The following is a 13,506-nucleotide window of genomic DNA, read 5'->3' as shown; positions in this document are numbered from 1 at the left end:
ATGCGCTCCCGCACGTGGTGAAAGTCGCCACTCCCATGAGGCCGGACACGATGCCCGCCCCGCGACCCTCCAAACCTGCCCGCCCCGGACGATTGGCAATCCCTCAATCGTTTCTGACCATCCATCAGATCCGCTTCATGCGGAAGGGAACGGTCCCTCTGCGGCAGATTCCGTAAGTCCGCCGCGTCCGTGCGGCGAATCCGTGGCCGAAATCGTCCGGCGAACTCGTCCGTCGTACCCGCCCGGCGGACCCGTCTGGCGAACCCCTCCGTCGAACCGATTCGGCGAAGGGACCGACTACAGGGGCACGACCGTCGCCTCGGTGGCCTTCACGCTCGTCCAGACCGGTACGCCGTCGGCCAGGCCGAGTTCGGCCGCCGCCTGCGGGGTGACCTCGGCGACGAGATCGGGCACCTGCTCCGAGGAGACCAGGACCCGCAGCCTGCTGCCGCTCGCGCTGATCTCCCGTACGGTCCCGGACCAGACGTTACGGGGGCTGCCGCCGGGCTTCTCGCGGTGGAGCGAGACGGCCTCGGGCGCGATGACCGCGAGGGCCTCGGTGCCGGGCGGCAGGGGGTCGGCCGTGATGAGGCGGCCGCCCCGGGTGAGTGCCAGGCCGTCGGCGGTGGCGGTGCCGGACCAGGCGTTGCGGCCGAGCATCCGGGCGACCCAGGGGGAGCGGGGGTGCCGGGTGACCTCGGCGGGCGAGGCGTCCTGGAGGGCGTGTCCTTCGTCGAGGACGAGCACACGGTCGGCGAGGGAGACGGCCTCGACCGGGTCGTGGGTGACGATCAGGCAGACGCCGGCGAAGCCGGAGAGGTGGGTGCGCAGGGTGTGGCGGACATGGGAGCGGGTGGTCTGGTCGAGGGCGGCGAGCGGCTCGTCGAGGACGAGGAGCCGGGGCCGCGCGGCCAGGGCCCGGGCGAGGGCGACCCGTTGGGCCTGGCCGCCGGAGAGCTGGGCGGGGCGGCGGTGGCCGAGGTGGCCGACGCCGAGCCGGTCGAGCCACTGCTGCGCCGCGCGGCGGGCCTCGGACCGGCGGACGCCTTGGACCCGGAGGCCGTAGGCGGTGTTCGCGAGGGCGCTCATGTGCGGGAAGAGCGCGCCGTCCTGCGGGACCCAGGCGACATGGCGGCGGTGCGGCGGGAGGGCCGTGACGTCGGTGTCACCGAGCCGGAGGGCGGCGTGGGCGCGCGGTGTGAGGCCGAGGAGGGCGCGAAGCAGGGTCGTCTTCCCGGCGCCGTTGGGGCCGACGACGGCGATGGTGGTGCCCGGTTCCGCGTCGAGGGTGAGCCGGGTGAAGCCGGTGACCTCGGCGTGCAGCGCCCAGCGTTCGGCCTCCTGCCCGGCCGTCTGCTCAGCCGCCTGCCCGGCCCTCGCCTCGCCGGCCGCCGCGGGAGCGGTCCGCCGGAGCGGTGCCGGATCCTCGGGGCCGGTGTCCGGGGCGGGGGTTCGGGTACGGCGGTCCGAGGGCGTCCCCGTCCACCGGCCGCGCAGGGCGATCAGTACGGCCATGGCGATGGCGAGCAGCAGCAGGGAGACCGAGGTGGCGGCCTCGGGCTCGTCCTGGAGCAGCAGATAGACCTGGAGGGGGAGGGTCTGGGTGGTGCCGGGGAGGTTGCCGGCGAAGGTGATGGTGGCGCCGAACTCGCCCAGCGCCCGCGCCCAGGTGAGGGCCGCGCCGGCGATCAGACCGGGCGCGACCATCGGCAGCGTGACGGTGAAGAAGACCCGTACCGGCGAGGCGCCGAGGGAGGCCGCCGTCTCCTCGTACCGCGGCCGCAGTCCTCCGAGCGCGCCCTCCAGACTGATGACGAGGAAGGGCATGGCGACGAAGGTGGCCGCGACGACGGCCCCGGAGGTGTGGAACGGGAGGGTGATGCCGAAGGTGCCCTCCAGCCAGGGGCCCAGCAGGCCGCGCCGGCCGAAGGCCAGGAGCAGGGCGACACCGCCCACGGTGGGCGGCAGCACCATCGGGAGCAGGACGAGGGAGCGGACGATCGCCTTGCCGGGGAAGGAGACCCGGGCGAGGAGCCAGGCGAGCGGCACGCCGAGGAGCAGCGAGAGGCCGAGCGCCCAGAAGGAGACGAGGAGGGAGAGCCGCAGCGCCTCGACCGTTCCGGGGGAGGTCAGGTGGTCCGCGAGTTCGCCCCACTCCGTCCGTACCAGGATGCCGATCAGAGGAAGGGTCAGAAACGCCACGGCCAGGAGCGCGGGAACCGCCAGGGCGACGGGCGGACGGGCTCCGGGCGTACGGACCCGGGGTGCGCGGGTCCCGGTCGTGAGGTCTCCCCGCGTACGGGCGCCTGATCGTTTCATCGAAGATCCTGTGGACGTAGTGAAGAAGGGGCCGCCCGTTCCCCCGTGACGGGCAGCCCCTCGATCTGATGAGGCTACGGCTTCTGGAAGCCCGCGTCCTGGAGGATCTTCTGCGCCTCGGGCGAGGACAGCCAGGCGACGAACGCGGCCGCGGCCTCGGCGTTCTTGGAGTCCTTGACCGTCGCGGCCGGGTACTCGGCGATGGCGTTCTGCGCGTCGGGGATCTCGACGGCGTCGACCTTGTCCTTGGCGCTCTCGGCGTCCGTCTTGTAGACGAGCCCGGCATCGGCCTCGCCCAGCTCGACCTTGCTGAGGACGGCGCGGACGTTGGGCTCCTGGGAGACCGCCCTCACCGTGATCTTCTGGGCGTCGAGGACCTTCTTGCTGTACTTGCCGGCCGGGACCTCCGGGGCGGCGAGGACGACCTTGAGCTTGGTGTCCGCGAGGTCCTTGAGCTCGTCGACCTTGAACGGGTTGCCCTCGCCGGTGGCGATGACGAGCCGGTTCTTGGCGATGATCGTCGGAGTGCCCGTGTCGGCCTTCACCTTGGCCATGCTCTTGGTGTCGGCGGTGATCAGGGCGTCGGCGGGGGAGCCCTGGGCGACCTGCGCCACGAGCTCCTGGGAACCGGCGAAGGAGAAGGTGATCTTCGTGCCGGGGTGGGACTTCTCGTACGCGGCCCCGGCCGTCTTGAAGACGTCGGTCAGCGACGCGGCCGCGAGCACCGTCAGCCGGGCGGCGGGCGCGCCGGTCGCGGAGCCGGAGGCCGTGGACCCGGCGGTCTCCTTCTCGGTGTCGTCGCTGCCGCAGGCGGCGAGCGGGACGAGCAGGGCCGCGGTCAGGGCTGCGGCGGCGGTACGGCGTCTGGCGGGCGTGAGAGCGAGGGACATGAGGGTCTGAACTCCTTGGGGGCGAAAGGGGGATGCGTGGCGGGGTGGCGGCCGCGCCGACGGCCGGGGCCACCCGGTGCTGCGTGAGGGGTCAGGTGCGGTCGATGTGCACGCTGGTCGACTTCACGCGGGCGGTGGCCTGCATGCCGACTTCAAGACCCAGTTCCTCCACGGCCTCGCGGGTGAGGAGCGAGACGAGGCGGTGCGGCCCGGCCTGGATCGTGACCTGGGCGGCGATGTCACCGAGCTTGATCGCGGTGACGATGCCGGGGAACGCGTTCCGGGCCGAGGTGTACGACGCGTCGTCGTCACCGCTGCCGCCCTGGGCGATCTCGGCGGAGAACGAGGCGAGCGACTTGCCGTCGATCAGACGTCGGCCGCTCTCGTCGCGGTGGGTCGCGATCCTGCCCGCGTCCGCCCAGCGCCGCGCGGTGTCGGGGCTGACGCCCAGCAGACGTGCGGCCTGGCCGATGGTGTAGGGCTGCATGTGCGACACCGTAGGCGGACTCGGCTCCTATCTGCAACAAACCCGTGTGAGTCTCCATGGCGAATGAGAGGGGTGTTGGAGGAAGAGACGAGAGAGGTCTGACTCCGCTGATCGGACAGGAGGCATACTGCGGATATCCCCTGGCATCTACGATGGTCCGACTCGTATTCGCCTCGGGAATATGAGATGCGGGACCGCCCCGTGAGCCGCTAGGAGTACCGCATGCAGGTCGATCATCTTCTCCGCCTGGACCGTCTCGATCTCTCCCTCGTCTGGGGCGACGACGCGCTGCTCGGGCAGGAGATCGGCGGTGTGACGGCGACCGACCTGGAGGACCCCGCCCGGTTCCTTCAGCAGGGAGAGGTCGTGCTGAGCGGGCTGGTCTGGTGGAGCCGGGACGGCGATCCCGCCAAGACCGACCGTTTCGTCTTGGCGCTGCGGGACGCCGGTGCCGTGGCCCTCCTGGCGGGTGAGGAGACCCACGGCGAGGTGCCGGCGGAACTGGCGGACGCCTGCCGGAACCATCGCATCGCCCTGCTCGCCGTGCCGGCCCACACGAGCTTCCGGGCGATCACCGAGGCCGTGTACGTGCGCCAGTGGGGCGAGCTCAGCCGGCGCCCCACGGACCACTACGCCCTCCCGGAGAACGTACGCGTCGACATCGACCGGGCGCTGGAGGGCGGAGCGTCCGCCGAGGAGCTGCTCGACCGCGCCTTCGCTCATCTCGGCACGCCCGCCTGCCACTTGCTGACCGGGAGCGGCCGTACGATCGCCCGCACCGCCACCGCCGCCGAACTCCCCGCGCGGCGCGCGGCGGAGATGCTCCGCGGTCCGCACGGCACGACCGTGCGGGTCGACGCCGACGACACCGCCTTCGACGCCTGGCATCTGCACCTTCCCGGCGAGAGCGAGGTGCCGCCCCGGGTGCTGCACGAGATAGCCGAACTCGTCGGCCGGCACCGCCGCCGCCGGGACCGGCGCAGGAAGGAGCGCAGGCAGGCGTACGAGGCGCTCATGGAGCGGGTCGGCGCGGCGTACGGCGAGGTCAACGGCCTGGAGAGCGCGCTGGGTTCGGGCGGACTGCCCGGGACAGGGCCCTACACCGTGGTCGTCGCCTCACTGGAGCCGGCCGGCGAACGGACCGACGGCGTGGCCGCCCTCACGGAGGCCCTGAGCCATCTGCCGTCCGTCGCGTTCGCCGTCGCCGAGCGCCCGGGCGGCGAGGCGATGGCGGTACTGGCGCACGAGGACGGCGCGGAGACCGGCGTACGGGCGCGGCTCGGCGAGGTGTGGCCGCTGCTGCACGCCTGCCGGCCGGAGACCGCCCTGCACGCCGGAGTCGGGGGACCGGTCGGCACCCCCGCCGAGCTCGGCACCGCCCTCACCCAGGCGCGCTACGCACTCGCCGCTGCCCGCAGGACGGCTCCGGCGGCGGCGCTCGTGACGGGCCTGGACGACCTCGTCGGACTGGAGACCCTCCTGGCGGGCATCCCGTCCGACGTCCGCACCGTCTACCGCGACACGGTCCTCGGCGCGCTCCTGCGGGACGGCCGCGGCTCGCACGCCGTGCTCCTGGAGACGCTGGAGGTCTTCCTGGCGCAGAACTGCTCCTGGGCGAGGACCGCCGAGGCGCTCCACCTGCACGTGAACACGGTCCACTACCGCGTCCAGCGCATCGAGACCCTCACCGACCGGGACCTGTCCCGGCTCGACCACCGGCTGGACCTGCGGGCCGCGCTGCTGTGCCGCTGACGGCCGCGGTCAGCCGAGGTCGATGTGGACGTTGGTCGACTTCACCCGGGCGGTGACGGTGACCCCGACATCGAGCCCCAGGTCCTCCACCGCCTCCCGGGTCACGAGCGACACGAGGCGGTGCGGGCCCGCCTGGACCTCCACCTGCGCCACCACGTCGTCGACCCGTACCGCCGTCACGATCCCCACGAACGAGTTGCGGACCGAGGTCGGCACGTCGTCCTCCGGCACCGCGAGCAGACCGGCTCCCCGCTCCTGCGCGAAGCGCGCGAGACCGACCCCGTCGATCACGCGGTTGCCCGAGCCGTCCCGGTCCATGCGCAGCCGACCGCCGTCCGCCCACCGGCGAACGGTCTCCGAACTGACTCCGAGCAGCCGTGCGGCCTGCCCAATGCTGTACGACGGCACAGCCGCACTCTAGGCCAGTGACGGGCACCCATGGCGGCGCCCCACAGGCCGGACGGGCGGATCAGGCGCTCTCCGCCTCCGTGTTCATGGACCGCATCGCCTCCTCGGCCCGCTTCGCCATCTCCCCCTCCGACACGTCCTCGACGTGCGAGGCGACGCTCCACCGGTACCCGAAGGGGTCCTCGAACTGACCCGTACGGTCGCCGTAGAACTCGTCCTTGACCGGCGACAGCTCCTTCGCCCCCTGAGCGAGGGCCTTGGCGAAGACGGCGTCGACGTCCGCCACGTACACATGCAGGGTGATGGGCGTGCCGCCGATCGCCCCGGGGGACCGGAAGCCCAGCTCCGGGAACTCGTCCGCGAGCATGATGATCGAGTTCCCGAGGGCGAGCTCGGCGTGGCCGATCCCGCCGCCGGGAGCCGGCATCCTCATGCGCTCCTCCGCGCCGAGCACCGACACGTAGAAGTCGATCCCGGCCGCGGCCCCGTCGACACAGAGGTACGGCGTGACGCGCGGGTACCCCTCGGGAACGGGCTGTACGGTCATGGTCTTCCGCCTTCCGGGCAAGGACGGCCGCCGTCGACCGCCGCCTGCGCCCACTGATATCCCGGCCCCCGTTTCATCTGCCGCAGCCGCGCGGCCGCCGGCGCCGGGATGCCCCGAAGAGCGGCAGCCCGCCGTCGCGACGATCCGGCGGGCGGGCCGGTACCCGCTCAGGGGCGGGCGCCGCCGTTGCGCGCCGGTTCACGGCGGCGGGAGACATGGCCCCGCCAGCCGCCGAGCAGCACCAGCACGGTCAAGACGGCGAGGCCGCCGATCAGCTGGCCCCGTCGGCCCGCCGCGTCGACCTGGTCCGCCTGCTCCATGGGCACCTCGCCGCGGGTGTCACGGACGACGTCGAGACGCTCGCCGACCTCCGGGGCTCCGCTGCCCCGGTACACCAGCTTCTCCGCCAGCTCCCGGCCGTCGGAGCCGCGCAGGGTCAGCTCGTGGTTCTTGCCGCCGGTGGCGGCGGCGCTGTCGGCGGCGACCACGACGCGCTCGTGGACCCCGTACCGCTCCAGGGCCAGTTCCGGGGCGTACTGGACCGCGCCGACCAGGACGAAGAGCGCCGGTACGGCGGCGAGCAGCAGCAGCCACACACCCCGGTGCAGGAGGTGCAGCAGTATCCCGAAGAGCAGGCACAGCAGGACTCCGACGGAGATGGCCACCCAATCCGCACCCGGGAGGAGGAAGGAGACCCCGGCGACGGCAGCCGCCGCCGCCCAGACGTACAGCACCAGGGCGGCCGTGCGGTACACGCCCGTGAGCGGTCGGGGGGACCGGCGGGCCGCAGCGGGCGGGTGGCCCGCGCCGGTGGCGTCCGTGGTGCTGTGTATGTGATCTGACATGCACTTTCTCCTGGTTTCGACGGGCTCTCGCGGCCGACGCCGTGGGCGACGCCGCACGATAGCCCAGGGCAGGACGGTCCACGGGAGCCGGTGTCCCGCGGCCCCGCCGGGCTTGCCCGCGCGGTCGCGGGGCGGCCGACGTATCGTCCGAATATGCGTGACGTGTGGCGCCGCCGACCTCGTACCGGGCCGCCGGGCCCCGGCACGTGGGCCCACGCGCCGTACCCCGCCCGGCGCCCGGACCCGTGCCGCGGACGGCTCGCCGCCCCGCGCCCCGACGCACGCCCGGGCTCACGGCGTGGCCCGTGCCGCGCCGTCCGCCGCACTCCGCGCCCGGACCCGTGCCGCGCCTGCCGCTTCGCCTCGCGCCGGCAATCGCGCCGCGCCTGCCGCTTCGTCTCGTGCCCGCACTCGTGCCGCGCCCGGTCCTTCGCCCCGCGCCCCCGTCCGCGCCGTGTCCCCGTCGCGGAAGGCCGGTGAGCCCCATGGGCGGGCCACCTGGCACGGAGACCGAGGACGTCTTCGCCGACGGCCGGATGGCCGCCGTCCTCACCGGCCTCATGCGTGACACCGCGGCCTCGGCGGGACTCGTCTATCTGCTCGTGCCCGGGGACCGGATGCTGCGGCTCGTGCTCATCTCGGGTCTGACGCGGGGGATCGTCTCCCCGTGGGTCCGGATCCCGGTCGACGCCCCGATCCCGGTGGCCGACGCCATCAGGGAGCGGAAGTCCGTATGGCTCGGCGGCCGCGAGGAGATCGCCCACCTCTACCCGAAGATCGGGATGGTCCTGCCGTACGACTTCCTGCTGGCGGCCGCCCCCATCGCCGACGCCACGACCGTCTGGGGCGGTGTCGTCCTGCTCTTCCCGGTCTCGCACCCACCGCGGCTCGACGCGCGCGAACGGGAGTCGCTGGACGCCCACTGCCTCCTGTCGGCAGGGCTGCTGCGGCGGGCCGCCGACCAGGATCCCCCACCGCCCCACCCGACCGAGCCGCTCGTCGTGCACCCGAAGCGCCCCTCCGAGGCCGACCCGGCCCTCGCCGCGGCCGCCCTCGACCTCACGGAACGCCTGCCCGTGGGGTGCTGCGCCCTGGACCTCGACGGGCGCCTCACCTTCATCAACACCGCCGCCGCCGAGCTGGTGAACGCCGGCGTGGCCGCTCTCCTCGGCAGACGGCCGTGGGAAGCACTGCTCTGGCTCAACGACCCCGCCTTCGAGGACCGGTACCGCGCCGCGGTCGTCACCCGCCGGCCGACATCGTTCGTCGTCGAGCGAGGGCCGGAGCCGTCGCTGCTCTTCGAGCTCCACCCGGACGCCACCGGCATCAGCGTCCTCATCTCGCCGATGGGGGCGAGCGCCGCGAGCGAGGAGGGTGCCGTGCCCGGCGACGGTTCCGCCCTCGCAGGCCATTCCGCGCCCCCGAGTCCCATCGAGCCCGTGGGCGCGGGCGCGATCTACCAGCTCATGCATCTGGCGGCGTCCCTCACGGAGGCGGCCGGCGTGCACGACGTCGTCGAACTCGTCGCCGATCAGATCGTGCCCGCCTTCGGACCGCAGGGACTCGTCCTCATGAGCGTCGACGAGGGCCGGCTGCGCATCATCGGCCACCGCGGCTACAGCGAGGAGTTCATCGAGCGCTTCGACGGCAAACAGCTCACGGAGCCGGTCACCGACGCCCAGGTGCTCACCACCGGCGTCCCCGCCTTCTTCCCCACGTACGAGGACCTCCGTGAGGCCCACCCGCACGCGCCGCGCTACGAGGGCCGCAACGCCTGGGCGTTCCTGCCCCTGATCGCCTCCGGCCGTCCCGTCGGGTCGCTCATCCTCTCGTACAGACGGCCCCGTCCGTTCCCTTCGACCGAACGGGCGCTGCTCACCTCCCTGGCCGGACTGATCGCCCAGGCCCTCGCCAGGGCCCGGCTCTACGACGCCGAGCACTCCCTCGCGCGGAGCCTCCAGACGGCCCTGCTGCCGCACGGGCTGACGCCCATGCCGGGGATCGACGTCGCCGCCCGCTACCTGCCGGCCGGTCACGGCATGGACATCGGCGGGGACTTCTACGACCTCATCCGCGCCACCCCCACCACCGTCGTCGCCGTCATCGGCGACGTCCAGGGGCACAACACGACCGCCGCCGCGCTGATGGGGCAGGTGAGGACCGCCGTCCACGCCCACGCGACGGCCGCCGCCTCGCCCGGGGACATCCTCGCGCGCACCAACCGGCTGCTCGACGACCTCGACGCGGACCGCTTCACCAGCTGTCTGATCGCCGAGTTCGACCTCGCCCACAGCCGCCTCCGGCTGGCCACCGCGGGTCATCCGCCGCCGCTCCTGCGCCATGCCGACGGCAGCGCCGAGGTCCTGGAGGTCCCGCCCGGGCTCCTCCTCGGGATCGCGCCGGACGTCACGTACGACACCGTGGAGCTGCCCTGGGAACCCGGCTCGGTGCTCGCGCTGTACACCGACGGCCTCGTCGAGGCCCCCGGACTCGACATCGGCACGTCCATGGCGGACCTGGCGGAGCGGCTCTCGGTGTCCCGGGCCGGGGAACTGGAACGGATCGCGGACGAGCTGACCCTGCACGTCAAGCACGGCGCCCACCGCGCGGACGACGTCGCCCTCCTCCTCGTGCGCCGCTCCCTGCCCAAGCCTTGAGGCCGCTCCCCCAGGGCGGCGCGGGGTACGCGGCGGGTCCGAGGACCCGGCGCGGGGTACGCGGCCGGTCCGAGGACCGAAGCCCGACCTATGCTCTGACGCGTGGCGAACCCAACCGATCTCCAGGACTTCCCGGCCGGTCCCGTCGTCTCGGACCCCGAACTTCTCGCCCTGCACGCCGTGCGGCTCAAGGGCATGGCCGACGACGAGGCGGCCGCGGCGCACTACGGGCTCGACCCCGAGGCCGTGACGGAAGCACTGCTCGACCACGAGGCGAGAGGCTGGGTGATCCGGCGGGCGTTCGCGGGGACGCGGGGGTGGGCACTCACCGACTCCGGCCGGGCCGAGGGGGAGCGGCGGCTCGCCGGCGAACTCGCCGGAGCGGGGCTCGGACCCTTCGTACGCGAGCGGTACGAGACCTTCCTCACCGACAACGCCCGTTGCCTCCGGGCCTGCACCGACTGGCAGCTGCGGCCGGACGGTTCGGGGCGGCTCGCCGTCAACGACCACGGGGACGCCGCGTGGGACGGCCGGGTGCTCGACGAACTCACCGCACTGGGCCAGGTCGTCGAGTCCCTGTCGGAGGAGCTGGGAGCGCGCCTCCTCCGCTTCGACGGTTACGGCGCCCGCTTCACCGGTGCGCTCGCGCGGGTCCGGCGCGGCGAACTGTCGTGGGTCGACCGGGTCAGGGAGGACTCCTGCCACACGGTCTGGATGGAGCTCCACGAGGACCTGCTCGCCACCCTGGGCATCGCCCGGGGCGAGGAACCCGAGCCGCGGGTCCGGTAGGCCGGTCCTGCCCGGCGGATCATGTGTCCGGCCCGTGGTCGGCCGGTCGCCGTCCACGAGCCGGGCAGGGTCATTCGGGGGATCCTGTGAGCGGCGGGGAGCCCCGTGGCATCCGGCGGTCGTAGGGTCGAACCCGCGACCGAGGAGGACGTCCGATGCGCAGAGTGACCTATTCGATGAACGTCTCACTCGACGGCTACATCGTCGGGCCGGACGGCGAATTCGACTGGACGGCCCCCGACGAGGAGGTCTTCCGCTTCTGGATCGACGAGATCCGGCAGGTCGGCGTCCACCTGTTGGGACGCCGGCTGTACGAGACGATGCTGTACTGGGAGACCGTCGACCAGGATCCGTCGCTCGACGACTCGACGCGTGAGTGGGTGTCGCTCTGGAACCCGCTCCCCAAGGTGGTGTTCTCCACCACGCTGTCGACGGTGCAGGGCCATGCCCGGCTGGCCACCGGCGGTGTGGCGGAGGAGATCGAGCGGTTGCGGGCCGAGCCGGGGGAGGGCGACATCGCGATCGGCGGTGCGACGCTCGCGGCCGAGGCGGCCGCGGCGGGTCTGATCGACGAGTACCAGGCCATGGTCTACCCGGTGCTTGTCGGCGGTGGCATTCCGTTCTTTCCCCGACGCGAGCAGCGGGTGGATCTCGACCTCGTCGAGACCCGCACCTTCAACTCGAAGTTCGTCTACCTCCGTTACCGCGTGACGCGCTAGGCGACGTCCTGTCGATCAGGCCGTGGTTCCGGCCCGGTCGACAGGACACCCCTGGGCAATGCGCCGTCGCGCGCGGGGGGTTCGTCAGGAACGGTTCAGCGCCGCGCCGCCCGCGTACCGTGCGGACGCGCCCAGCTCCTCCTCGATCCTGATGAGCTGGTTGTACTTCGCCGTTCGGTCGGACCGGGACAGGGAACCGGTCTTGATCTGACCGCAGCCCGTCGCCACGGCCAGGTCCGCGATGGTGGTGTCCTCGGTCTCGCCGGAGCGGTGCGACATGACGGCGGTCCAGCCCGCGCGGTGCGCGGTGGCGACCGTGGCGAGGGCCTCGGTCAGGGTGCCGATCTGATTGACCTTGACCAGGACCGAGTTGCCGACACCGGTGCGGATGCCCTCGCGCAGCAGGTTCTCGTCGGTGCAGAACACATCGTCGCCGGTGAGCTGGCAGCGGTCGCCGACGCGGGCGGTCAGCTCCCGCCAGCCGTCCAGGTCGTCCTGGGCCATCGGGTCCTCGATGGAGACGACGGGGTAGGAGTCGATCAGCTTGGCCAGGTAGTCGGCGTGCTCGGTGGGTGTACGGCGCACTCCCTCACCCGCGTACACATACGTACCGTCGCGGAAGAACTCCGACGAGGCCGGGTCCATGACCAGGCCGATGTCCGTGCCGGGCCGGTAACCGGTCCGCTCGACGGCCGCCATGACGAAGTCGAGCGCCTCCTCGGCGGTACGGAGGGCGGGCGCGAAGCCGCCCTCGTCGCCGACGCCGGTGGCGTGCCCGGCGGCGAGCAGGTCGCGGCGGAGCGTGTGGAAGATCTCGGAGCCCATGCGGACGGCTTCCGCGAAGCTCGCCGCACCGATCGGAGCGATCATGAACTCCTGGAAGTCCAGCGGGTTGTCGGCGTGGGCGCCGCCGTTGACGATGTTCATCATCGGCAGCGGGAGAAGGCGGGCGTCCGCGCCCCCGAGGTAGCGGTAGAGCGGCTGGCGGTGGGCCGCCGCGGCGGCCTTCGCCGCGGCGAGGGAGACGCCGAGGACGGCGTTGGCGCCGAGCCGGGACTTGTCGGCCGTGCCGTCGAGCGCGACGAGCGCGGCGTCGAGTCCGGCCTGGTCGGCGGCGTCGCGCCCGACGACCGCCGCCGCGATGTCGCCGTTGACGTGGGCGACCGCGCGGTCGACGCCCCTGCCGTGCCAGCGACCGGGGTCCCCGTCGCGCAGCTCCACGGCTTCCCGCGCGCCGGTGGAGGCGCCGGAGGGGACGGCGGCGCGGCCGAGGGCTCCGTCGGCGAGGAGGACATCGGCCTCGACGGTGGGGTTGCCCCGGCTGTCGATGACCCTGCGGGCGGTGACGGACCGGATGACGGTGGACTCGACTGCCGTGGAAACCATGGGAGGTCCTTTGCGTTGACGCATGCCGCGGCTCTGCTGCGACAACGCTGACGCGTGCCGCGACAGCGCTGACTCTACAGCGATGCTGTGCAGTTCAGCTGTTCAGTTCAGCTGTGCAGTTGTGCTGCACAGTTCGGCTGTGCAGGTGAGCTGCGCAGCTTCGCTGAAAGTCACCGGTTAAAGTGCCCTATGCCCACCCCGGAACCCGCCGCCGTCGCCACCGAACTGCGTACCGCGATGGGCAAGCTCACGCGGCGCGTGAAGCACGAGGACCAGATCCCGCTCGGCCAGGTCTCCGTGCTCGGCACCCTCGATCGCAACGGCGCCATGACCACCAGCGATCTGGCGGTGGACCAGCGCGTGCGCCCCCAGTCCATGGCCCGTGCCGTAGGGCTGCTCATGGAACAGGGGCTCGTCGTCCGCCGGGCGCATCCCACGGACGGCCGCAAGTCCCTGGTGGAACTCTCCCCCGCGGGGCGGGTCGCCCTCGAGGCGGAACGCGGGCGAAGGGTGGGCTGGCTCGCCCAGGCCATCGAGCTCGAGCTCACCGGCGAGGAGCGCGAGGTGCTGGCGCGCAGCGCCGCCCTCATGGAGCGGCTCGCCTCGCGCTAGCCTCGCGCTTTCATGAAGCGGGCTGTCCGACGGGTGGTCAGGTAAGCGAAAAGTGCCTCTGACCAGCAAGAATGAGGATTGTCGAGGTCCTTGTT

The 13,506-nt window shown here is 72.8% G+C and carries 12 protein-coding genes; 5 read left to right on the top strand and 7 right to left on the bottom strand.

What is annotated here, in order from left to right; all coding sequences use genetic code 11:
* Positions 1 to 297 precede the first annotated feature (297 nt).
* From ACH4MY_RS35445 to ACH4MY_RS35435, 3 genes are all read right to left on the bottom strand, one after another.
* On the bottom strand, positions 298 to 2,319 hold the full coding sequence (locus tag ACH4MY_RS35445) for an ABC transporter permease (RefSeq protein WP_398008576.1): 2,022 nt from the start codon (positions 2,317 to 2,319) through the stop codon (positions 298 to 300).
* Between the two features lie 74 nt (positions 2,320 to 2,393).
* Positions 2,394 to 3,209 (bottom strand): molybdate ABC transporter substrate-binding protein, encoded by an 816-nt coding sequence (gene modA / locus ACH4MY_RS35440; RefSeq protein ID WP_398008575.1) that lies wholly within the window; start codon positions 3,207 to 3,209, stop codon positions 2,394 to 2,396.
* A 91-nt stretch (positions 3,210 to 3,300) separates the two neighbouring features.
* The gene (locus tag ACH4MY_RS35435; RefSeq protein WP_398008573.1) at positions 3,301 to 3,696 is read right to left on the bottom strand and encodes a molybdopterin-binding protein; all 396 of its coding nucleotides are present in this window, start codon (positions 3,694 to 3,696) and stop codon (positions 3,301 to 3,303) included.
* 222 nt (positions 3,697 to 3,918) lie between these two features.
* On the opposite strand from ACH4MY_RS35435, the gene ACH4MY_RS35430 reads away from it, so the two are divergent.
* Entirely contained in the window at positions 3,919 to 5,448 is a 1,530-nt protein-coding gene (locus ACH4MY_RS35430; protein WP_398008571.1) for a PucR family transcriptional regulator, read from the top strand.
* Between the two features lie 9 nt (positions 5,449 to 5,457).
* Here the strand turns inward: ACH4MY_RS35430 and ACH4MY_RS35425 are convergent, their stop codons facing one another.
* The 3 genes from ACH4MY_RS35425 to ACH4MY_RS35415 all read right to left on the bottom strand — a co-directional run bounded on the left by ACH4MY_RS35425 (position 5,458) and on the right by ACH4MY_RS35415 (position 7,248).
* A complete protein-coding gene (locus tag ACH4MY_RS35425) occupies positions 5,458 to 5,856 on the bottom strand; it encodes a molybdopterin-binding protein (protein WP_398008570.1) in 399 nt (132 codons plus the stop codon).
* 61 nt (positions 5,857 to 5,917) lie between these two features.
* Positions 5,918 to 6,403 (bottom strand): VOC family protein, encoded by a 486-nt coding sequence (locus ACH4MY_RS35420; RefSeq protein ID WP_398008568.1) that lies wholly within the window; start codon positions 6,401 to 6,403, stop codon positions 5,918 to 5,920.
* Between the two features lie 167 nt (positions 6,404 to 6,570).
* Positions 6,571 to 7,248: a hypothetical protein gene (locus ACH4MY_RS35415; protein WP_398008566.1), complete on the bottom strand. Its 678-nt coding sequence runs from the start codon at positions 7,246 to 7,248 to the stop codon at positions 6,571 to 6,573.
* Positions 7,249 to 7,733: 485 nt separating this feature from the next.
* Between ACH4MY_RS35415 and ACH4MY_RS35410 the strand changes: the two genes are divergently transcribed.
* From ACH4MY_RS35410 to ACH4MY_RS35400, 3 genes are all read left to right on the top strand, one after another.
* Positions 7,734 to 9,905: a SpoIIE family protein phosphatase gene (locus tag ACH4MY_RS35410; protein WP_398008565.1), complete on the top strand. Its 2,172-nt coding sequence runs from the start codon at positions 7,734 to 7,736 to the stop codon at positions 9,903 to 9,905.
* Between the two features lie 102 nt (positions 9,906 to 10,007).
* Positions 10,008 to 10,694: a transcriptional regulator gene (locus tag ACH4MY_RS35405; RefSeq protein ID WP_398008563.1), complete on the top strand. Its 687-nt coding sequence runs from the start codon at positions 10,008 to 10,010 to the stop codon at positions 10,692 to 10,694.
* 155 nt (positions 10,695 to 10,849) lie between these two features.
* Positions 10,850 to 11,413, top strand: a complete 564-nt coding sequence (locus ACH4MY_RS35400) for a dihydrofolate reductase family protein (RefSeq protein ID WP_398008562.1) — start codon at positions 10,850 to 10,852, stop codon at positions 11,411 to 11,413.
* Positions 11,414 to 11,497: 84 nt separating this feature from the next.
* On the opposite strand, the gene eno is transcribed toward ACH4MY_RS35400, so the two are convergent.
* On the bottom strand, positions 11,498 to 12,799 hold the full coding sequence (gene eno / locus ACH4MY_RS35395; RefSeq protein ID WP_398008560.1) for a phosphopyruvate hydratase: 1,302 nt from the start codon (positions 12,797 to 12,799) through the stop codon (positions 11,498 to 11,500).
* A gap of 189 nt (positions 12,800 to 12,988) precedes the next feature.
* On the opposite strand from eno, the gene ACH4MY_RS35390 reads away from it, so the two are divergent.
* Positions 12,989 to 13,411, top strand: coding sequence for a MarR family winged helix-turn-helix transcriptional regulator (locus ACH4MY_RS35390; RefSeq protein WP_398008558.1), 423 nt, complete (start codon positions 12,989 to 12,991; stop codon positions 13,409 to 13,411).
* Positions 13,412 to 13,506: the final 95 nt, after the last annotated feature.

It is taken from the genome of Streptomyces sp. NPDC017246 (assembly GCF_044331325.1).
Lineage (GTDB): Bacteria > Actinomycetota > Actinomycetes > Streptomycetales > Streptomycetaceae > Streptomyces.
This window is presented reverse-complemented; position numbering and strand designations above follow the sequence as displayed.